The 19,680-nt window shown below is 60.4% G+C and carries 19 protein-coding genes and 1 tRNA gene; 13 read left to right on the forward strand and 7 right to left on the reverse strand.

What is annotated here, in order from left to right:
* Positions 1-28: 28 nt before the first annotated feature.
* Both phrB and ACVWSC_RS24865 read left to right on the forward strand, forming a co-directional pair.
* Positions 29-1,510: a deoxyribodipyrimidine photo-lyase gene (phrB, locus tag ACVWSC_RS24860; RefSeq protein WP_442109753.1), complete on the forward strand. Its 1,482-nt coding sequence runs from the start codon at positions 29-31 to the stop codon at positions 1,508-1,510.
* Positions 1,467-2,171: an SDR family NAD(P)-dependent oxidoreductase gene (locus tag ACVWSC_RS24865; RefSeq protein ID WP_442109755.1), complete on the forward strand. Its 705-nt coding sequence runs from the start codon at positions 1,467-1,469 to the stop codon at positions 2,169-2,171. Before phrB ends, ACVWSC_RS24865 begins: the two co-directional genes overlap by 44 nt.
* A gap of 37 nt (positions 2,172-2,208) precedes the next feature.
* On the opposite strand, the gene ACVWSC_RS24870 is transcribed toward ACVWSC_RS24865, so the two are convergent.
* From ACVWSC_RS24870 to hemA, 6 genes are all read right to left on the reverse strand, one after another.
* Positions 2,209-2,727 (reverse strand): acyloxyacyl hydrolase, encoded by a 519-nt coding sequence (locus ACVWSC_RS24870; RefSeq protein WP_442109757.1) that lies wholly within the window; start codon positions 2,725-2,727, stop codon positions 2,209-2,211.
* A gap of 116 nt (positions 2,728-2,843) precedes the next feature.
* Positions 2,844-3,644, reverse strand: coding sequence for a glutamate racemase (gene murI / locus ACVWSC_RS24875; protein ID WP_442109759.1), 801 nt, complete (start codon positions 3,642-3,644; stop codon positions 2,844-2,846).
* Positions 3,637-4,392, reverse strand: a complete 756-nt coding sequence (locus tag ACVWSC_RS24880) for a molybdopterin-synthase adenylyltransferase MoeB (RefSeq protein WP_442109761.1) — start codon at positions 4,390-4,392, stop codon at positions 3,637-3,639. Before ACVWSC_RS24880 ends, murI begins: the two co-directional genes overlap by 8 nt.
* Positions 4,386-5,216, reverse strand: a complete 831-nt coding sequence (gene prmC / locus ACVWSC_RS24885) for a peptide chain release factor N(5)-glutamine methyltransferase (protein WP_442109763.1) — start codon at positions 5,214-5,216, stop codon at positions 4,386-4,388. Before prmC ends, ACVWSC_RS24880 begins: the two co-directional genes overlap by 7 nt.
* Complete coding sequence (gene prfA / locus ACVWSC_RS24890) at positions 5,217-6,299, reverse strand: peptide chain release factor 1 (RefSeq protein WP_442109764.1); 1,083 nt, start codon at positions 6,297-6,299, stop codon at positions 5,217-5,219.
* Complete coding sequence (gene hemA / locus ACVWSC_RS24895; RefSeq protein WP_442109766.1) at positions 6,296-7,573, reverse strand: glutamyl-tRNA reductase; 1,278 nt, start codon at positions 7,571-7,573, stop codon at positions 6,296-6,298. Before hemA ends, prfA begins: the two co-directional genes overlap by 4 nt.
* Positions 7,574-7,749: 176 nt before the next feature.
* Here hemA and ACVWSC_RS24900 point away from each other — a divergent pair, with 176 nt between their 5' ends.
* The 8 genes from ACVWSC_RS24900 (at position 7,750) to ychF (ending at position 14,567) form a co-directional block, all read left to right on the forward strand.
* Entirely contained in the window at positions 7,750-9,477 is a 1,728-nt protein-coding gene (locus ACVWSC_RS24900; RefSeq protein ID WP_442109768.1) for a tetratricopeptide repeat protein, read from the forward strand.
* A gap of 4 nt (positions 9,478-9,481) precedes the next feature.
* Positions 9,482-10,099 carry a lipoprotein insertase outer membrane protein LolB gene (lolB, locus tag ACVWSC_RS24905; protein WP_442109770.1) on the forward strand — a complete coding sequence of 206 codons (618 nt, stop codon included), beginning with the start codon at positions 9,482-9,484 and terminating at the stop codon, positions 10,097-10,099.
* Position 10,100: 1 nt separating this feature from the next.
* A complete protein-coding gene (gene ispE, locus ACVWSC_RS24910; protein WP_442109772.1) occupies positions 10,101-10,946 on the forward strand; it encodes a 4-(cytidine 5'-diphospho)-2-C-methyl-D-erythritol kinase in 846 nt (281 codons plus the stop codon).
* Positions 10,947-10,980: 34 nt separating this feature from the next.
* A tRNA-Gln gene (locus tag ACVWSC_RS24915) sits at positions 10,981-11,055 on the forward strand.
* A 47-nt stretch (positions 11,056-11,102) separates the two neighbouring features.
* Positions 11,103-12,044: a ribose-phosphate pyrophosphokinase gene (locus tag ACVWSC_RS24920; RefSeq protein WP_009405962.1), complete on the forward strand. Its 942-nt coding sequence runs from the start codon at positions 11,103-11,105 to the stop codon at positions 12,042-12,044.
* 140 nt (positions 12,045-12,184) lie between these two features.
* Positions 12,185-12,784: a 50S ribosomal protein L25/general stress protein Ctc gene (locus ACVWSC_RS24925; RefSeq protein ID WP_442109774.1), complete on the forward strand. Its 600-nt coding sequence runs from the start codon at positions 12,185-12,187 to the stop codon at positions 12,782-12,784.
* A gap of 76 nt (positions 12,785-12,860) precedes the next feature.
* Complete coding sequence (gene pth, locus ACVWSC_RS24930) at positions 12,861-13,445, forward strand: aminoacyl-tRNA hydrolase (RefSeq protein ID WP_442109776.1); 585 nt, start codon at positions 12,861-12,863, stop codon at positions 13,443-13,445.
* A 21-nt stretch (positions 13,446-13,466) separates the two neighbouring features.
* Complete coding sequence (gene ychF / locus ACVWSC_RS24935) at positions 13,467-14,567, forward strand: redox-regulated ATPase YchF (RefSeq protein ID WP_442109778.1); 1,101 nt, start codon at positions 13,467-13,469, stop codon at positions 14,565-14,567.
* Between the two features lie 132 nt (positions 14,568-14,699).
* On the opposite strand, the gene ACVWSC_RS24940 is transcribed toward ychF, so the two are convergent.
* On the reverse strand, positions 14,700-15,749 hold the full coding sequence (locus ACVWSC_RS24940) for an AraC family transcriptional regulator (protein WP_442109780.1): 1,050 nt from the start codon (positions 15,747-15,749) through the stop codon (positions 14,700-14,702).
* Between the two features lie 134 nt (positions 15,750-15,883).
* On the opposite strand from ACVWSC_RS24940, the gene ACVWSC_RS24945 reads away from it, so the two are divergent.
* From ACVWSC_RS24945 to ACVWSC_RS24955, 3 genes are read left to right on the forward strand one after another with little or no spacing between them, the layout of a single operon-like run.
* Positions 15,884-16,573: an OmpW/AlkL family protein gene (locus ACVWSC_RS24945; RefSeq protein WP_274126685.1), complete on the forward strand. Its 690-nt coding sequence runs from the start codon at positions 15,884-15,886 to the stop codon at positions 16,571-16,573.
* A 30-nt stretch (positions 16,574-16,603) separates the two neighbouring features.
* The gene (locus tag ACVWSC_RS24950) at positions 16,604-18,223 is read left to right on the forward strand and encodes a GMC family oxidoreductase (protein ID WP_442109782.1); all 1,620 of its coding nucleotides are present in this window, start codon (positions 16,604-16,606) and stop codon (positions 18,221-18,223) included.
* Between the two features lie 3 nt (positions 18,224-18,226).
* Entirely contained in the window at positions 18,227-19,654 is a 1,428-nt protein-coding gene (locus ACVWSC_RS24955) for a coniferyl aldehyde dehydrogenase (RefSeq protein WP_442109783.1), read from the forward strand.
* The last annotated feature ends 26 nt before the right edge of the window (positions 19,655-19,680 follow it).

Raw genomic sequence — 19,680 nt, forward strand, 5'->3', positions numbered from 1 at the left:
CCTTGCCGTTTTTTGATTGGGGAACACCATGCAACTGATCTGGTTGCGCAGCGACTTGCGCGTACACGACAACACCGCACTGGCGGCTGCCTGCGAGCAGGGGCCAACCCTGGCTGTCTGGCTGGTGAGTGCGCAACAGTGGCGCAGCCACGATGACGCCCCGTGCAAAGTCGATTTCTGGTTACGTAACCTGAAGGCCCTCAGCGTGCAGCTTGCTGCACTGAACATACCGTTGTTGATCCGCGAGGCCGACACCTGGGAGCAGGCGCCCGCAGTCCTGATGCAGATCTGCAGCGAACATCAGGTACACGCTCTGCACCTGAACGAAGAATACGGCGTCAACGAAAGTCGCCGCGATCAAGCCGTCAGCGATGCGCTGTCACAAGCAGGCATAGCCGTGCATCGCCATCTGGACCAGTTGTTGTTCAAGCCTGGCAGCATCCTGACCCGCAGCGGTGGCTATTTCCAGGTGTTCAGCCAGTTTCGCAAGGTGTGCTACGAGCGCCTGCACCTGAGCCTGCCGCGCCTGCAACGCACACCAGCGCCCCAGGCACCGCTGGCAATCCGCAGTGACGAGGTGCCCAGCCAGGTAACCGGATTCGCCCCGCCCCCTGACGGCCTGCGCCAGCTCTGGCCCGCCGGTGAAGACGAAGCTCATGAACGCCTGCAGCGCTTTATCGATGAAGCCGTGGACGACTACCAGCAGCAACGTGACATTCCTGGCTGCCCCGGCACTAGCCAGCTCTCCGCCTATCTCGCGGCAGGTGTGATCTCGCCTCGCCAGTGTCTGCACCGAGCCCTGGCGCACAACCAGGGAGAATTCGATAGCGGCAACGTCGGTTTGGTCACCTGGATCAACGAATTGCTCTGGCGAGAGTTCTACAAGCACATTCTCAGCGGCTACCCACGCGTGTCCCGGCACCGCGCCTTCCGCCAGGAGACCGAAGCCCTGCCCTGGCGCCATGCCCCCGACGAGTTGAAGGCCTGGCAAGAAGGTCGCACCGGCATCCCAATCATCGACGCGGCGATGCGCCAACTGCTTGCCACGGGCTGGATGCATAACCGCTTGCGGATGGTCGTGGCGATGTTCCTGACCAAGAACCTGTTGATCGATTGGCGTGAAGGCGAGCGTTTTTTCATGCGTCACCTGATTGATGGCGACCTGGCGGCCAACAACGGCGGTTGGCAGTGGAGCGCCTCTACCGGCACCGATGCCGTGCCCTATTTCAGGATTTTCAACCCGGTAAGCCAATCCCGGCGATTCGACAGCCAAGGCCGTTTTATCAAAACCTGGCTACCCGAGTTGGCCGAGCTCGACGAAAAAAATATCCACAGTCCTATGCTGAGTGGAGATCTTTTTGCTACAAGTAATTATCCACACCCAATTGTGGACCTCGGCAGCAGTCGCCAACGTGCATTGACTGCTTTTAAGAATTTGTCCTCGCGGCAGCTTAAGGATTCGCCACTTGAACATATTCACCGGCAAACGCATATGGATTACCGGGGCTAGCAGCGGCTTGGGGCTGGCATTTGTCGAACAACTGCTGGAGCAGGACGCACTGGTCATAGCCAGCGGCCGGAATTGTGACGCGCTTCACAGTTTGCACCAGCAGTACCGACCCAGATTGGTATTGTTTGAGGGCGATCTGACTGATCCCGCTCAAGCAGATCTAGCGGCCAGGCAGATTGCGGAACGCTGGGGCGCACTCGATTGTCTGATAATCAATGCCGGGGCTTGCGACTACCTGTCACCCGATACATCGGCAAACGCTATATTTGAAGGCATTGCCCGCACTAACCTTGATGCCTCCCGCCATTGTCTGACAGCTGCCGTACCGCTCTTGCAGCGCGGTAGTTCACCTCAAATAGTTGGCGTGCTTAGTCGCTATTCATCGCTGCAGTTGCTCAAACCCAACGAGCCGGAAACTGCGCAAAACAGTTTGATGCAGCTGTTCGAAGAGCAGCGCACGATGCTTGCCGAGCACGCGATCGATTTGACCATTGTCAAACCACAGCGATTGGACGATTCGCATGCGCAGGAAACGGTGATATTAGAGTACTGGAGCGCACACACCGCAGCAGAAGTGATCCTCGATCACCTGTCTGATCGCCAAACCCACCTACTGCTTGAAGCCATGCACCTGAGCACGCTCTGGCCGCTCCCCAGGTAATTAACCGGCCCTGCAATCACGACAGGGCCGGACAGGCTTACAACGGCATGCGGTAATGAATGGCGTAACTTTCTGCACCGTCGTTAGGCGTTTGCAGTCCGCCGTTGGAGTAATGGATGGCGCGCACGCCAACTTCATGCCCACCGGCGAAGCGCAAACCGAAACCAATTCGGTCTTCGAACTGGAAAGACGATCCCAAATCATTGTTTTCAAGCTCAGTGCTTGAAAATGCCGCGACCCCAATACCGGCTTCGATATAGGGTTTTACCGACTCTCCGGCAAACTCGTAAACGAACACCGGCGCAAAAGACAGGCTGTGGTTACTTGCCGTCTCATCACCGTCCCAATAGGTGTAGCCCGCATCCCAATAACCGGTCACTCGACCCACGCTAGTTTGCCACCAACTGGCATCCCAATTCGATTGCAAACCCAAGCGATAGGTCATGGTCGAATCACCGGTTTGCCCAACAGAAAATGAAACATCTGCCGCTTGCGTTGTGAAAGATTGCCCCAGGGTCACGGCTGCAACTGCAGCCAAACAAAGCAGTTTCTTCATGAGAAACGTCCTTTTTTTCCTAATGCTAATGTCGGTTCTTCTGCCTCGTTGGACAGAATTATAGAAATCGGCGCAACGCTGTTAGTTCAACAGAATGTGGGTGCTTAGTGCACTGCTTACACAGTGAAGCTTCGCACACTGTCAGATTTATTCCACAACATTGGAAGTATCTTTCGCAAGTGATCAGGGCTGGCACTGGTCCAGAACTGTGCTTCTCGCGCCGGGCCATCAGCCAGCAAGTACCGCTCTGCCAAAAGCCGTTGCAGCTGACGGGCGACGGCGGCTCCGGTATCGATGATGGCGATCGAGGGCGGCACCATGTGTGCCAACAGCGGCTTGAGGAAGGGATAATGCGTGCAGCCCAGAATCAAGGTGTCACAGCCCGCCTCCAGCAGCGGCTTCACATACCCCGCCAGCAATGCTCGCAGGGTCGGGCTGTTCAGATCACCGGCCTCGATGCACTCGACCAGCCCCGGGCAGGGCTGGGTCACCACATTGACATCGTTGGCAAACCGATCAAGCAACGCGGCAAATTTGGCGCTCTGCAATGTACCGGTGGTCGCGAGTACGCCAACCACGCCGCTGCGGGTTGCCGCCGCAGCAGGTTTTACCGCAGGCTCCATGCCGACCAGGGGCCAGTCCGGGTATTGTTCGCGCAGGTCGGCCACCGCCGCGACGGTTGCGGTATTGCACGCCAGCACCATCGCCTTGGCGCCTTGTTCACGGAAAAACTCGGCAACCAGGCGGCAACGCTGGCGGATAAACTCCGGCGTTTTCTCGCCGTAGGGGATGTGCCCACAGTCGGCGACGTACAGCAGCGTTTCATTGGGTAGCAAGCGCTGGATTTCGGCCAGTACCGACAAGCCGCCGACCCCGGAGTCGAAAACGCCGATTGGCGCTGCTGCGCGATCAGTCATCGCGCCCGCCACATACACCGCAGCCTGGGTCACGCTTGACGCGCAGTTCACGAAAACGCGTGCCGAGGGCGTCGATCAACAGCAATCGCCCCACCAGTGGCTCACCGAAACCGGCCAACAACTTGAGCGCTTCGAGTGCCTGCAAACTACCCACCAGGCCTACCAACGGGCCTACAACGCCGGCTTCACTGCAGGTCAGCTCAGCATCGCTGCCATGACCATACAGGCAGTGATAGCACGGGCTTTGCGGGCGACGCGGATCGAAGACTGACAGCTGCCCTTCCAGACGAATCGCCGCACCACTGACCAATGGCTTGCCCTGCGCCACGCAAGCGGCATTGACCGCCTCGCGGGTGACGAAATTGTCGGTACAGTCGAGCACCACATCCACCGCCTGCACGGCAGCAGCAAGGGAGTCTTCATCCAGGGCGCTGCGGTGGGCCAGCAAGCGCACTTCAGGGTTGATCGCCTGCAGGCGAGCCAACGCGGAATCCACTTTGCTCATGCCAACCGATGCGGTGTCGTGCAATACCTGGCGCTGCAAGTTGGTCAGGTCAACCGTATCGAAGTCGGCCAGATGCAGCTCGCCGACCCCTGCCGCCGCCAGGTACAAGGCAACCGGCGAGCCCAGGCCACCGAGACCGACGATCAATACACGGCTGTCTTTGAGCCGCAACTGGCCGTCGATATCGATCTGAGCCAGCAGGATCTGCCGGCTATAGCGCAACAGCTCCTGATCACTTAGCACGGCAGGCGTCCCAGGCTGATACGTTGATGACCACCCAGATCGACACGGCTTTCGACCTGCTCGAAATTGCTCTGTACCAGCAGTGCGCGTACCGCTTCGGCCTGATCGTAACCATGTTCGAGCAGCAACCAACCGCCGGGCTGCAGGTGCGCAGGAGCCTGATTGATGATCGTGCGCAAATCATCGAGGCCATCGGCACCGGCCACCAGCGCGCTGCTCGGTTCGAAGCGCACATCGCCGGCAACCAGATGCGGATCTTCGGCGGCAATGTACGGCGGATTACTGATGATCAGTTCGTAGCGTTCGCCCTTGACCGAGTCGAACCAGTGGCTGCTACGCACTTGAACGTTATTCAACTGCAAGCGCTGGCGATTGCGCTCGGCCAGTGCCACCGCCTCAAGCACGCGATCCACGGCCATCACCTGCCACTGCGGCCGCTCACTGGCCAGTGCCAGGGCGATCGCCCCGGTACCGGTGCCCAGATCCAGCACACGGGCCGGGTTCGGCGGTAACAATTCCAAGGCTGTTTCAACCAGCAACTCGGTGTCCGGGCGCGGAATCAGGGTATGCGGCGCCACTTCCAGGTCAAGGTTCCAGAAGCCTTGCTGACCCAAAATGTACGCCACTGGCTCGCCGCTACGGCGCCGCTGCAGGTACTCGGCGAAAGTCAGCGCCGCTTCGCTGCTGACGATCCGCTCAGGCCAGGTATGCAGATAACTGCGCGACTTGCCAATGGCAGCGGCCAGGAGCAGCTCCACATCCAGGCGCGCGGTAGGCGAATCCGGTAGCTCCGCGGCGCGGAGCAGGCTGGCGATAATCGTCATTTACTCACCCAGTGCAGCCAGTTGGTCAGCCTGATACTCGGCCAGCAGCGGCTCGATCACCGCGTCAACACCACCGGCCAGTACATCATCCAGGCAATACAGGGTCAGGTTGATACGGTGATCGGTTACCCGCCCTTGTGGATAGTTGTAGGTACGGATCCGCTCGGAGCGATCACCCGACCCCACCAGCAGCTTGCGCTCGCTGGCCATTGCATTCTGTGCCGCGCTGGTTTGCATGTCGTTGAGCTTGGCCGACAGCCAGGACATCGCCCGGGCGCGGTTTTTGTGCTGGGAGCGTTCTTCCTGGCACTCGACGACGATGCCGGTTGGCAAGTGGGTGATGCGGATCGCCGAATCGGTTTTGTTGACGTGCTGACCACCAGCGCCGGAGGCGCGGTAGGTATCGACACGCAAGTCGGCCGGGTTGATCTCGATCGCCACTTGCTCGTCAGGCTCGGGCAGTACCGCCACGGTACAGGCCGAGGTATGGATACGGCCCTGGGATTCGGTTTCCGGCACACGCTGGACGCGGTGGGCACCCGACTCGAACTTCAGCTTGCCATACACATGATCACCCTCGACGCGGGCGATGATTTCCTTGTAGCCGCCGTGCTCACCCTCGTTTTCCGAGAGGATTTCCAGGCGCCAGCCGCGGCGCTCGGCGTAGCGCGAGTACATGCGGAACAGGTCGCCGGAGAAGATCGCCGCCTCGTCGCCACCGGTACCGGCGCGGATTTCCAGGAACACGTTGCGCCCGTCGTTGGGATCCTTGGGCAGCAGCATGCGCTGCAGCTGGTTCTCCATTTCGGCCAGCTGTTCTTTGGCTTCGCGCACTTCCTCTACGGCCATTTCCCGCAGGTCAGGGTCGCTGTCTTTGAGCAGAGCCTGAGCCCCTGCCAGGTCGTCTTGCACTTTGCGCCACTGGGCGTAGGCGGCAGCAACGGGCTCGACTTCGGCATATTCACGGGAATAGGCGCGAAAACGGGTCTGGTCGGAAATGACTTCGGCATCCCCCAAAAGGGCAGTCAATTCCTCGAATCGGTCCTGGAGGGTGTCCAGCTTATTGAGCAGCGACGCTTTCATTGCGGGGTTTTATCCGTCGAACCCTCATTGAGGGCAAAGAGTTCCTGAGCCATGGCCAGCGCATCGAGGCGGCCTTCGGCAGAGAGCTTTTTCAGTTGCACACTGGGTGCATGGAGCAATTTGTTGGTCAGCCCGCGCGCCAGTTGTACCAGCACCTCTTCGGCGCTATTACCATTGGCCAGCAAGCGCTGGGCCTTTTGCAATTCTTCGTCGCGCAGGCGTTCGCTCTGCTGACGGTAGGCCTTGAGCACATCGACCGCAGCCAGTTCACGCAGGCGCTGCATGAAATCTTCGGCGCCTACCGACACTAGCTCTTCGGCCGCCTGGGCCGCACCCTGGCGACTCTTGAGGTTTTCAGCAACCACATCGTGCAGGTCGTCGACGGTATACAGGTAAACGTCGTCCAGCTCGCCGACTTCGGGCTCGATGTCGCGCGGTACGGCGATATCGACCATGAAAATCGGCTTGTGTCGACGCAGCTTCAACGCACTTTCCACTGCACCTTTACCGAGGATCGGCAATTGGCTGGCCGTTGAGCTGATAACGATATCGCTGTTGACCAGTTCTTGCGGGATATCTGCCAGCAACACAGCGTGCGCGCCAAACTGTTCGGCCAGGGTACTGGCCCGCTCCAGGGTACGGTTGGCAACCACGATACGCCGAACGCCCTGCTCGTGCAGGTGGCGCGCCACCAGGGTAATGGTTTCACCGGCGCCGATCAGCAACGCCTGGCTCCGCCCCAGGTCGCTGAAGATCTGCTTGGCCAGGCTGACCGCAGCAAAGGCTACCGACACCGGGTTTTCACCGATGGCGGTGTCGGTGCGTACCTGCTTGGCCGCACTGAAGGTGGCCTGGAACAGACGGCCGAGCAACGGACCAATGGTGCCGGCTTCACGCGCTACAGCGTAGGCCGACTTCATCTGCCCGAGAATCTGTGGTTCGCCCAGCACCAGCGAGTCGAGCCCCGAGGCCACGCGCATCATGTGCCGCACCGCGTCATGGTCTTCGTGGATATAGGCACTGGCGCGCAGTTCATCCAGGCTCAGCTGATGGTATTCAGCCAGCCAGCGCAGAATCGACTCGGCGGCCAGGTGGTCCTGCTCTATATAGAGTTCACTGCGGTTACAGGTCGAAAGGATCGCAGCCTCGCGGCTGGCGGTCAGCCGGCAGAGCTGCTGCAAGGCGTCCACCAGCTGCTCTGGGGTAAACGCCACGCGCTCGCGTACGTCTACCGAGGCAGTCTTATGGTTGATACCGAGGGCAAGAAAGGCCATGCAAGATCGCTGATTGTGACGAGAAGCCGATAATTGTCCTACTTCACAGGTTTCAGAACAACCACCGCTCGCTATTGTCTCTATAGTCTACCTCTACCGAGACCTTCGCTTATGGGTTTGCCCCGGCGCTTGTGTCATGATGATCCGACCGCTGGTAAGCCGCCCAAATCCTGATTATGAATAGATCCTACGCATTGCTCCTTGCCTTGGCCCTGCTCCAGGGCTGCCAGACCTTGGCCCCCGACTCAACGGATGCCCAGACGCCTGCCCTCGATGCCGCGCAAAAGCAGCCGGAAAAGCCTGTGGTCTATGGATCGTTCAGCCAGGACACCGTATTCAACCTGTTGAGCGCTGAACTGGCCGGCCAGCGCAACCGTTTCGACATCGCCCTGGACAACTACGTCAACGAGGCCATCAAAACCCAGGATGCTGGCGTGTCCGAGCGTGCTTACCGCATTGCCGAGTACCTGGGCGCCGACCAACCGGCGCTGGATACCGCACTGATCTGGGCGAAAAACGATCCGGACAATCTCGATGCGCAGCGCGCTGCAGCCATCCAGCTGGCACGCGGTGGGCGCTACGATGAGTCGATGACTTATATGGAGAAGGTGCTGCAGGGTAAGGGCGACACGCATTTCGACTTCCTCGCCCTGTCGGCTGCCGAAACCGACCAGGACACCCGCGACGGCTTGCAGAAGAGCTTCGATCGACTGCTGCAGAAATACCCGAACAACGGCCAACTGGTGTTCGGCAAAGCCCTGCTGCTGCAACAGGATGGCAACGCCAACGCGGCGCTGGCGCTACTGGAAGAGCATCCGCCTGAAGAAGGCGAAATTGCCCCGGTTCTGCTGCGTGCGCGCCTGCTGCAAAGTGTCGGACGGGGCGAAGAAGCCCTGCCGCTGTTGCAAAAAACCATCCGCCAGTACCCGGACGACAAACGCCTGCGCCTGACCTACGCCCGCACCCTGGTCGAGCAGGATCGCCTGGAAGAGGCCAAAGTCGAGTTCACGACCCTGCTTGAGCAGTACCCGGATGACGATGAACTGCGCTACTCCCTGGCCTTGATCTGCCTGGAAACCAAGCACTGGGACGAAGCGACCGGCTACCTGCAGGAACTCATCGAGCGTGACACCCACGTCGATGCGGCGCACCTGAACCTGGGGCGCATCCATGAAGAGCGCAACCAGCCGCAAGCAGCACTGGATGAGTACGCCCTGGTCGGCCCGGGCAATGACTACCTGCCAGCGCAATTGCGCCAGGCCGATATCCTCGTGGCCAATGGCCGCAGCAGCGAAGCCTCGCGACGCCTGGCACTGGCCCGCGACACCCAGCCGGACTACGCCATTCAGTTGTACCTGATTGAAGCCGAAGCCCTGGGCAACAACGAAAAAGACGCGCAGGCCTCGCAGGTGCTGGAGCAGGCTTTGAAGCAATACCCCGACGACAACAACCTGCTGTACACCCGCGCCATGCTGGCGGAAAAGCGCAATGATCTGGCGCAGATGGAAAAAGACCTGCGCAGCATCATTGCCCGCGAGCCGGAAAACGCCATGGCCCTCAACGCCCTGGGTTACACCCTGGCCGATCGCACCACACGTTACGCCGAAGCCAAAGAACTGATCGAGAGAGCCCACCAGATCAACCCGGACGACCCCGCCGTGCTCGACAGCCTGGGCTGGGTGAACTTCCGCATGGGCAATCTGGATGAAGCCGAGCGCCTGCTGCGCCAGGCCCTGGAACGTTTCCCCGACCACGAAGTTGCCGCTCATCTGGGCGAAGTACTGTGGGCCAACGGCAAGCGCCGCGAAGCCCGCCAGGTCTGGGCCAAAGCCATCGAGGCCCAGCCTGACAGCCCCATCCTGCGCAACACCGTATTGCGCCTGACCGGATCCGAGACTCTTTAAGCCTATGTTTTTGCGCCACTGCATCACCTTCACCCTGATCGCCCTGCTTGCCGGTTGTGCCGGCTTTGGTTCCCGTGAAGCCCTTCAGGGCCAGGGCAACCCGCAGCTGTGGCGTGAGCACAAACAACAACTGAGCAGCCTCGATGGCTGGCAGATCAACGGCAAAGTCGGCATCCGCGCGCCAAAAGACTCCGGCAGCGGCACCCTGTTCTGGCTGCAACGCCAGGACTATTACGACATTCGCCTGGCCGGCCCGCTGGGCCGTGGCGCCGCACGCCTGACCGGGCGCCCCGGCGGCGTTGTGCTGGAAGTTGCCAATCAGGGTCGTTTCGAAGCGAAGAACCCTGAGGCACTGCTGGAAGAACAACTGGGCTGGGAATTGCCGGTATCGCACCTGGTCTGGTGGGTACGCGGCCTGCCGGCGCCCGAAAGCAAAAGCCAGCTGACCCTGGACGGCGACAGCCGCCTGGCCAGCCTCAAACAGGACGGCTGGGACGTGCAGTACCTGAGCTACATCGAGCAGAACGGCTACTGGCTGCCGGAACGCCTGAAGCTGCACGGGCAAAATATCGACGTGACCCTGGTGGTCAAGGACTGGCAGCCACGCCAGCTGGGGCACTGATATGTCTGTCTTGACCCTGCCGGCACCGGCCAAACTCAACTTGATGCTGCACATTCTTGGGCGGCGCGCAGATGGCTACCATTTGCTGGAAACCCTGTTTCAGTTTCTCGACTACGGCGATGAGCTTTCCTTCGCCGTGCGCGAAGACGGCGAAATCCGCCTGCACACCGAGATCGACAACGTCCCCCATGACAGCAACCTGATCGTCAAGGCCGCACGCAAACTGCAAGCGCTCAGCGGCTGCCAGCAAGGCGCCGACATCTGGCTGAAAAAAATCCTGCCCATGGGCGGCGGCATTGGCGGTGGCAGTTCGGATGCCGCCACTACCCTGCTCGGTCTTAACCACTTGTGGCAGCTCGACTGCAGCGAAGATCAGTTGGCTGAACTGGGCTTGAGCCTGGGCGCAGACGTTCCGGTGTTCGTTCGCGGGCATGCGGCATTCGCCGAAGGTGTAGGCGAAATCCTTACCCCTGCGGATCCCGAAGAACCCTGGTATGTCGTGCTGGTCCCGCAAGTATTTGTTAGTACAGCAGAAATTTTTTCGCATCCGCAGTTGACACGTGATTCTTTGCCCCTTAAGATGCGCCCCGTTCCCAAGGGAAACAGTCGAAATGACTGCCAACCGGTCGTAGAGCAGCGCTACCCAGAAGTACGCAACTCATTGAATTTGCTCAGCAAATTTACTGAGGCTAGACTCACCGGAACTGGAAGTTGTGTGTTTGGGGCCTTCCCAAGCAAAGCTGAAGCTGATAAAGTTTTGGCCCTTCTTGCAGATACCCAAACAGGGTTTGTAGCAAAAGGAAGCAACATTTCGATGTTGCATCGTGAGCTGCAAAGTCTGCTCTAGGAATCGAGTACAGGGTACTCGCAGCAACAGATACAGGGGCGTCGCCAAGCGGTAAGGCAGCAGGTTTTGATCCTGCCATGCGTTGGTTCGAATCCAGCCGCCCCTGCCATTTTCCTATACTCATCCAGGTATACCCTCAGCCTTCAGGTACTGCGCGTGTCCAAGATGATGGTCTTTACGGGGAACGCTAACCCCGATCTGGCTCGGCGTGTCGTACGTCAGCTGCATATCCCTCTAGGTGATGTTTCTGTCGGTAAATTCTCCGACGGCGAAATCAGCACTGAGATTAATGAAAATGTTCGTGGTAAGGACGTTTTCATCATTCAGCCGACTTGCGCGCCAACCAACGATAATCTGATGGAACTGGTAGTGATGGCTGATGCCTTCCGCCGCTCCTCAGCGTCCCGAATCACTGCCGTGATTCCTTACTTCGGATATGCCCGCCAGGATCGCCGTCCGCGTTCGGCGCGTGTAGCTATCAGCGCCAAAGTCGTCGCTGACATGCTCACCGTCGTAGGTATCGACCGTGTTCTCACCGTCGACCTGCACGCTGACCAAATCCAAGGCTTCTTCGATATTCCTGTAGATAACATCTACGGCTCCCCCGTTCTGGTGGATGACATCGAAGACCAGCGTTTCGAGAACCTCATGATCGTGTCCCCGGACATCGGCGGCGTCGTGCGTGCACGTGCTGTTGCCAAGTCCTTGGGTGTCGATCTGGGTATCATCGACAAACGCCGTGAAAAGGCTAATCACTCCGAAGTGATGCATATCATCGGCGACGTCGAAGGACGTACCTGTATTCTCGTCGACGACATGGTCGATACCGCCGGCACCCTGTGCCATGCGGCCAAGGCCCTGAAAGAACACGGCGCTGCCAAGGTTTACGCCTACTGCACGCACCCTGTCCTGTCGGGTCGGGCGATCGAGAATATCGAGAACTCCGTGCTGGACGAACTGGTGGTTACCAATACCATCCCGTTGTCCGCAGCTGCACAAGCCTGTGACCGTATCCGTCAACTGGATATCGCACCGGTTGTTGCTGAAGCGGTTCGCCGCATCAGCAATGAAGAATCGATCAGCGCGATGTTTCGCTGAGGGTTTTACCCTCGCGAGATCACGTTGACGTAAAGCGCCCCGCCCCAACACTGGTTGTTGGGGCGGGGCTTTTTTGCCAACCCCGCTTTGGCGCTGGTCGCAAACGCCATTCGGGGGCAAGGCTATTTTGGAGATACAAAATGACTGATTTCATCCTGAACGCCCAAGCGCGTACCGACCTGGGGAAAGGTGCGAGCCGCCGCCTGCGTCGTATCGCCTCCAGCATCCCTGCCGTTGTTTACGGTGGTGACAAAGAAGCGCAGTCCCTGACCATCGTGGCCAAGGAAATCGCCAAGCTGTTCGAAAACGAAGCTGCTTTCAGCCACGTCATCGAACTGAACGTTGACGGCGTCAAACAAAACGTCGTTGTCAAAGCGATGCAGCGTCACCCGTCGAAAGGCATCATCCTGCACGCCGACTTCGTTCGCGTTGTTGCCGGCCAGAAACTGACCGCCAAAGTACCAGTGCACTTCGTCAACGAAGAAGCTCCGGTCAAGAAAGGCGGCGAAATCTCCCACGTAGTGGCTGAGATCGAAGTTTCCTGCGAAGCCAAAGACCTGCCTGAGTTCATCGAAGTCGACCTGGCTAACGCCGAAGTCGGCACCATCGTTCACCTGTCGGACCTCAAAGCTCCGAAAGGCGTCGAGTTCGTCGCTCTGGCTCACGGTAACGACCTGGCTGTTGCCAACGTTCACGCTCCGCGTGTTGCGCCTGAAGCTGCAGAAGGCGCTGCCGAGTAATTTACTCAGCACGCCGGTGTTGATCGGGTTACAGTGCCCCGCACTGTAACCCCAACTCCAAGGAAGAGCCCCTGACGTGACCGCCATCCAACTGATCGTCGGCCTGGGAAACCCTGGCCCCGAATACGAACAGACCCGGCATAACGCAGGGGCTCTTTTCGTAGAACGCATCGCTAGCGCCCAGCGTGTCAACCTGACTGCTGACCGCAAATATTTCGGCCTGACGGCTAAGTTCAGCCATCAGGGCAACGACGTCCGTCTGTTGATCCCGACCACCTACATGAACCGCAGCGGCCAGGCCGTTGCTGCACTGGCGAATTTTTTCCGCATCCCGCCAGATGCCATCCTGGTGGCCCACGACGAACTCGACCTGCCTCCCGGCGTCGCCAAGCTCAAGAAAGGCGGCGGCCATGGTGGGCATAACGGCCTGCGTGACATCATTGCGCAGCTCGGCAACAACCAAGACTTTCACCGTCTGCGGCTTGGCATTGGCCACCCGGGTGACAGCAGCAGGGTATCCGGCTTCGTCCTCGGCAAGGCGCCACGCGCCGAGCAGGAAAAGCTGGACGCCAGTATCGATTTTGCCCTCGGCGTGCTGCCGGACATCCTCGCCGGCGATTGGACGCGTGCGATGAGAGAGCTGCACAGCCAAAAGGCCTGACTCTTTGAAGAGGCATTCACCATGGGTTTCAATTGCGGCATCGTCGGTCTGCCCAACGTCGGCAAGTCCACCCTGTTCAACGCCCTGACCAAATCCGGCATCGCGGCAGAGAACTTCCCCTTCTGCACCATCGAGCCGAACAGCGGCATCGTGCCGATGCCTGACGCGCGCCTGGATGCCCTGGCTGCCATCGTCAAGCCGAACCGCGTGCTGCCGACCACCATGGAGTTCGTCGACATCGCCGGTCTGGTAGCCGGTGCTTCCAAAGGTGAAGGCCTGGGCAACAAGTTCCTGGCCAACATCCGCGAAACCGACGCCATTGCCCACGTGGTGCGTTGCTTCGAAGACGAGAACGTCATTCACGTCTCCAACAGCGTCGACCCCAAGCGCGACATCGAGATCATCGACCTGGAACTGATTTTCGCCGACCTCGACAGCTGCGAGAAGCAACTGCAGAAGGTTGTGCGCAATGCCAAGGGTGGTGACAAAGACGCCCTGGCACAGAAAGCCATCCTGGAAAAACTGATCCCGCACTTCACCGAAGGCAAGCCTGCACGCAGCCTGATGAAGAACATGGCAGACGACGAGAAGGCGCTGATTCGCGGCTTCCACCTGCTGACCAGCAAGCCGGTGATGTACATCGCCAACGTTGCTGAAGACGGCTTCGACAACAACCCTCACCTGGACGTGGTCAAGGCCATCGCCGAGGAAGAAGGCGCTGTTGTAGTACCGGTGTGCAACAAAATCGAAGCCGAGATCGCCGAGCTCGACGACGGTGAAGAGAAAGACATGTTCCTCGAAGCCCTGGGCCTCGAAGAGCCTGGTCTGAACCGTGTGATCCGCGCCGGTTACGCGCTGCTCAACCTGCAGACCTACTTCACTGCCGGCGTGCAGGAAGTACGCGCCTGGACCGTACGCGTGGGCGCCACCGCTCCGCAGGCTGCTGGCGTGATCCACACCGACTTCGAGAAAGGCTTCATCCGTGCTGAAGTCGTCGCCTATGACGACTTCATCCAGTACAAGGGTGAAAGCGGTGCGAAAGAAGCCGGTAAATGGCGTCTGGAAGGTAAAGACTACATCGTCAAAGACGGTGATGTGATGCACTTCCGCTTCAACGTCTGATCGCTTCCGCGAAATTAAAGCCCCCGTAATCGCTTGGCGATACGGGGGCTTTTTTTGGGGGAGCGGGCTTGCCCCGCGACGCAATGTCACTGACACACCGCAATCGCGGGGCAAGCCCGCTCCTACAGTGTTTCAGGAGGCGCTGCGCAGCGCCTTGCGGTAATCCCCTGGAGACTGCCCGGTCCACTTGCGGAACGCCTTGCGAAAGTTAGCCGCTTCAGAGAAACCAACCTGGGCAGCCAGGTCGTCCATAGGCATGTCACTCTGTTGCAAGAATTCGATCGCCAGCGCACAGCGCACTTCATCCAGCACGCTCTGGTAGGTGCGTTGGTACTCGGACAGGCGCCGGTGCAGGGTACGAGTCGACATCCCCAACGTCTGCGCCACCGTCTCCACGCCGGGAAAGCGTCCGCTGCGGCTCAGGCAGGCCATGCGCACCGCCTCGATCAGGTCCGACTCATCCGGCAGGCTGGCCACCAGTTGCTGGCAAAAACCCATGCTCATCGCCGAGGTGATCGGGTTGGCGTTGGGGCAAGGCAGCTGCAGCACACTGGCGTCGAAGCGCCACTCCATCACCTCGGCGCCGAACTCCACCGGGCAACGGAAGAATTCTTCATAGCTTCGCCAATGCTCCGGAGCCGGGTATGGCAGTAACAGCCGCCGGGACGGAAAGGGCTTTTCCAGCACGCACTGAACCAGCGACTGGATTGAAGCGAACCAGAACTCGGTCGCCACCGGCATCAGCTCACCCAAGGCATAGAAGCCTTGGCCGATGAACACCCCCTCATCACCTTCCAGGCGGAACGATTTCTCGAAGATCGGCCCGAGCAAGCGGATGTGCCTGACACCGAATTCAACCGCATGACCGAAGGTTTCGCTGCTGACCAAGGCGTAGCCGAAGATCCCGAAGTCGCTCAGGCGTTGCCTCGCACCTGCACGCAGTCCGCTGTCGGGATGGTGCATCAAGCGTTGCATGTTGGCGAAGATCGCCAGCTTCTGCCGATGGGAGATGCGGGTAGCCGGGTCGAGTACCTGTGCCGGTGACAGCTCGGTGCCCTCAAGCAAGCCCTCACCCTCCACGCCCTGGGCCTGCAGTTCAGCCACCAGGGCCGGCAAGCCCAGCATGTTGTGCTGCACAACGTCCATGGCGGTGCCATAGCTACCGACGATCAGCTGGGTCATCCAAAGGCCTCCCTTTCAGCATTGGCAGAAATTAACCCCCACGCTGGCGTATTACAACCTCCCGTCGCGCGACACAACGTTGCATCTTCAGTCTGGTCGATTCACCGAAAAAAATAATAAGACCCGAGGCTGTCATGAGAAGACTGTTTGCCCCTGCGCTTGCCGCGTGCCTGCCGCTGATCCCCCTGCCAGTACTGGCCAGCGAGGCCCCTCTGAACATCGTGCGTATCGGCTATGCCGATATCCAGTTCAACACCGACTCGGGCGATATGACCGGCATGCCTGGTACCACCCCCGACTATGTCCAGGCCACCGTGCGTGACAGCAGCACCCTGGCACTGATCTACGAACGCCGCCTTAGCGGGCCGTGGTCGCTGGTGTTGCAGAGCGGTGCGCCACCGGTCATCGACTTCGATGGCGCTGGCAGTGCCGCGCCGCTGGGCAAGGTCGGCAGCGCCCGCGCCTGGTTCCCGGCAGTGCTGATTGCCTACAACTTCGAGCTGTTTGGCCTGCAGCCCTATGTCGCCCTCGGGGTCAATTACACCTGGTTCAGCGAAGAGAAGATGACCGCGGCCTACACCCGCGCATTCGGTGGCACCTCCAGCACCTCCGAGCTCGACGACTCGTTTGGCGCCGTGGCCAAGGTCGGCGTGGAGATCCCCTTGGCCGACAACTGGAGCGCCGGTTTTTCCTACTCGCGTTACTGGATCGACACCACCGCCACCATCAAGACCCAGACCCCGGGCCTGGGTGAGGTCAAGCGCAAGATCGATGTCGAAGCAGACCCGGACGTCTATGCGTTCACCATCGGTTACCACTTCTGACCTTGCCTCCAACCCTCAAGGAGCCCAGACATGAGCACTGAAGACATGAACGACACGTTCGACTACATCGTCATCGGCGGCGGCTCGGCAGGCTGTGTGATCGCCAGCCGCCTGAGCGAAGACCCGGCCATCAGCGTCTGCCTGATCGAGGCCGGCAGCAGCGACAAAAGCGTACTGATCCAGGCGCCGGTGGGGATGGTCGCCATGCTGCCGACGCGGATCAACAACTGGGCCTTCGAGACCGAGCCGCAACCAGGCCTCAACGGCCGTCGCGGCTACCAGCCACGCGGCAAGACCCTCGGTGGCTCCAGCTCGATCAACGCCATGCTCTACGTACGCGGACATCGCCAGGACTATGACCAGTGGGCGGCACTGGGTAACCAGGGCTGGTCCTATGACGAGGTGCTGCCGTACTTCATCAAGTCCGAGCGCAACCAACGCCTGAACGACGCCTACCATGGCCAGCACGGCCCGCTCAGCGTCGCCGAGGTGAGCTGCCCGAGCGCCTTGAACGCCGCATTTATCCAGGCTGCCGGGATCAACGGCATCCAGCGCAGCGCTGACTACAACGGCGCCCGCCAGGAAGGCGCATTCATGTACCAGGTCACCCAGCACAATGGCGAGCGCTGCAGTGCGGCCAAAGCGTTCCTGACGCCCAACCTGCAGCGTCCGAATCTCAAGGTACTGACCTCGGCTACGGTCGAGCGCGTAGTGCTGAACGCCGCGCGCGCCACCGGCGTGCAATTGCGCCAGGGCGGCAAGCGCATTGTGCTCAAGGTACGCCATGAAGTGGTGCTCAGCGCCGGCAGCTTCGGCTCGCCCCAGTTGCTGATGCTCTCGGGCATCGGCCCGCGCGAGGAGCTGGATAAGCACGGCATCGCGATCAATCACGAACTGCCGGGTGTAGGCGAGAACCTTCAGGACCACATCGACTACGTGTACACCTACCTCAGTCCCGACAAAGCCAACACCTTCGGCTGCTCACCCACCTTCAGCTGGAAAATGCTCAAGGCCATGGCCCAATGGAAGCGTGAACGCAAAGGCCTGGTGACCTCGCCCTTCGCCGAGTCCGGGGCGTTCTTCAAAAGCCATCCGGACCTGGAGGTTCCCGACCTGCAGTTGATCTTCGTCCCGGCCATCGTCGATAACCATGCGCGCAACCTGCGTCTGGGCCACGGCTTCAGTTGTCATCTGACCCTGCTACGGCCGAAAAGCCGTGGCAACGTCCGCCTGGCCAGCGCCGATCCAACAGCGGCGCCGCTGATCGACCCACGCTTCTTCAGCGCACCAGAGGATCTGGAGGTGCTGATGCGCGGTGCCGACATCCAACGCGCCATCCTCGATGCTGCGCCGCTGGCGCCCTATCGTGGTAAGCCCCTGTATGCGCTGGCGCAACACGACCGCAAGGCCGTCGAACAAGACATCCGCAACCGCGCCGACACCCAGTACCACCCGGTAGGCACCTGCAAGATGGGCCACGACCCGCTGGCAGTGGTCGACGACCAATTGCGCGTGCATGGCATCGCCGGTCTGCGCGTGGCCGATGCCTCGATCATGCCGACACTGATTGGCGGCAACACCAACGCCCCGAGCATCATGATCGGAGAAAAAGCCGCCGACATGCTGCTGCGCAGCCGTCGGGAGGGATGAGCCATGAACGATCTGTCACTGCTCAGCGACACGGCTGAAATCGAACACATGCAACGGGTGCTGGAACGGCAGCGTCAAGCGTTCAACGCCCAGCCTTATATTCCGCTCAAGGTTCGTCGCGACAACCTCAAGCGCCTGATCGGTGCCTTGCGCCGTCATCAGCACGCGATCGTCGCTGCCCTGGAAGCCGACTTCGCCGGCCGCGCTGCATTCGAAACCTTGCAGATCGAGGTGCTCGGCCCTCTGCTGCATGCCCGCCATGCCCTCGCCCACTTGAGCCGCTGGATGAAACCTCAGCGGCGCAAAACCGAGCTGTTGTTCCTCGGCAACCGCGCTTGGGTGGAGTACCAGCCCAAGGGCGTGGTGGGCATTATCGGCACCTGGAACTTCCCCCTGTACCTGACCCTGGGACCGCTGATTACTGCCTTGGCAGCCGGCAACCGGGCGATGATCAAGGTCTCGGAGTTCGCTCCGCACAGCCGCCAGGTGCTGAAAAGCATGCTCGCCGAGCTGTTCAGCGAGGATGAGGTCGCGGTGTTCGGTGGCGAACTGGCCGCCGCTCAGGCGTTCACTGCACTGCCACTGGATCACCTGGTGTTCACCGGTGCGCCGCAAGTCGGTCATCACGTGATGCGCGCTGCGGCCGAGCATCTGGTGCCGGTGACCCTGGAACTGGGCGGCAAGTCACCGGCGCTGCTCGGCGAGCATGCGGACCTGCAGGACGCCGCCTTGCGCATCGCCCATGGCAAGGGTTTCAACGCTGGCCAGGTATGCGTGGCGCCCGACTATGTGCTGGTCCCCGAGGGCAAGGCGCAGGTGTTCGCCGAGGCGGTCAGGCAGGCCTTCGAACGGCTGTACCCGGACCCGGCCACCAGTGCCGATTACACCAGCATCATCAGCGAGCGCCATGCCCAGCGCTTACAAGCGCTATTGGCAGATGCCCGCGCCAAGGGCGCAACAATTCTGAGCTGCCGCAGTTCGTCTGACACACCAAGGCGCCTGCCCCTGCAGGTGATCACCGATATCAGCGAAGACATGCGCGTGGCCCAGGAGGAACTGTTTGGCCCACTGCTTCCAGTGATCGAATACCGCGACCTCAACCAGGCCATCACCTACATCCAGGCCCGCCCGCGACCGTTGGCGCTGTACCCCTTTGGGCTGGACAGCCGCCAGACCGAGCACCTGCTCAAGCACACCCACAGCGGCGGCGTGACCCTGGATGACTGGGCCTGGCATGTGTTCCAGCACGACCTGCCTTTCGGTGGCATAGGTAACTCCGGCATGGGTTCCTACCATGGCGAGGAAGGTTTCCGTGCGCTGTCCCATGGCAAGTCTGTGTTTAAGCGCCAACGCTGGTTCCCGACCCAGCTGTTCTATCCGCCCTATGGCCGATGGCTGCAGCGCCTGGTGGTGAAGTTTTACCTCGGCTAGCAAGGAGACTGGCGTGCTGCCCGCCC

Source organism: Pseudomonas sp. NUPR-002 (genome assembly GCF_056322725.1).

Excerpts from the sequence above, each read along its gene's own strand:
- phrB (WP_442109753.1), top strand. The coding sequence starts at position 29 with ATGCAACTGATCTGGTTGCGCAGCGACTTGCGCGTACACGACAACACC.
- ACVWSC_RS24870 (WP_442109757.1), bottom strand. The coding sequence starts at position 2,727 with ATGAAGAAACTGCTTTGTTTGGCTGCAGTTGCAGCCGTGACCCTGGGG.
- murI (WP_442109759.1), bottom strand. The coding sequence starts at position 3,644 with ATGACTGATCGCGCAGCAGCGCCAATCGGCGTTTTCGACTCCGGGGTC.
- prmC (WP_442109763.1), bottom strand. The coding sequence starts at position 5,216 with ATGACGATTATCGCCAGCCTGCTCCGCGCCGCGGAGCTACCGGATTCG.
- prfA (WP_442109764.1), bottom strand. The coding sequence starts at position 6,299 with ATGAAAGCGTCGCTGCTCAATAAGCTGGACACCCTCCAGGACCGATTC.
- hemA (WP_442109766.1), bottom strand. The coding sequence starts at position 7,573 with ATGGCCTTTCTTGCCCTCGGTATCAACCATAAGACTGCCTCGGTAGAC.
- ACVWSC_RS24900 (WP_442109768.1), top strand. The coding sequence starts at position 7,750 with ATGAATAGATCCTACGCATTGCTCCTTGCCTTGGCCCTGCTCCAGGGC.
- lolB (WP_442109770.1), top strand. The coding sequence starts at position 9,482 with ATGTTTTTGCGCCACTGCATCACCTTCACCCTGATCGCCCTGCTTGCC.
- ispE (WP_442109772.1), top strand. The coding sequence starts at position 10,101 with ATGTCTGTCTTGACCCTGCCGGCACCGGCCAAACTCAACTTGATGCTG.
- ACVWSC_RS24925 (WP_442109774.1), top strand. The coding sequence starts at position 12,185 with ATGACTGATTTCATCCTGAACGCCCAAGCGCGTACCGACCTGGGGAAA.
- ychF (WP_442109778.1), top strand. The coding sequence starts at position 13,467 with ATGGGTTTCAATTGCGGCATCGTCGGTCTGCCCAACGTCGGCAAGTCC.
- ACVWSC_RS24940 (WP_442109780.1), bottom strand. The coding sequence starts at position 15,749 with ATGACCCAGCTGATCGTCGGTAGCTATGGCACCGCCATGGACGTTGTG.
- ACVWSC_RS24945 (WP_274126685.1), top strand. The coding sequence starts at position 15,884 with ATGAGAAGACTGTTTGCCCCTGCGCTTGCCGCGTGCCTGCCGCTGATC.
- ACVWSC_RS24950 (WP_442109782.1), top strand. The coding sequence starts at position 16,604 with ATGAGCACTGAAGACATGAACGACACGTTCGACTACATCGTCATCGGC.
- ACVWSC_RS24955 (WP_442109783.1), top strand. The coding sequence starts at position 18,227 with ATGAACGATCTGTCACTGCTCAGCGACACGGCTGAAATCGAACACATG.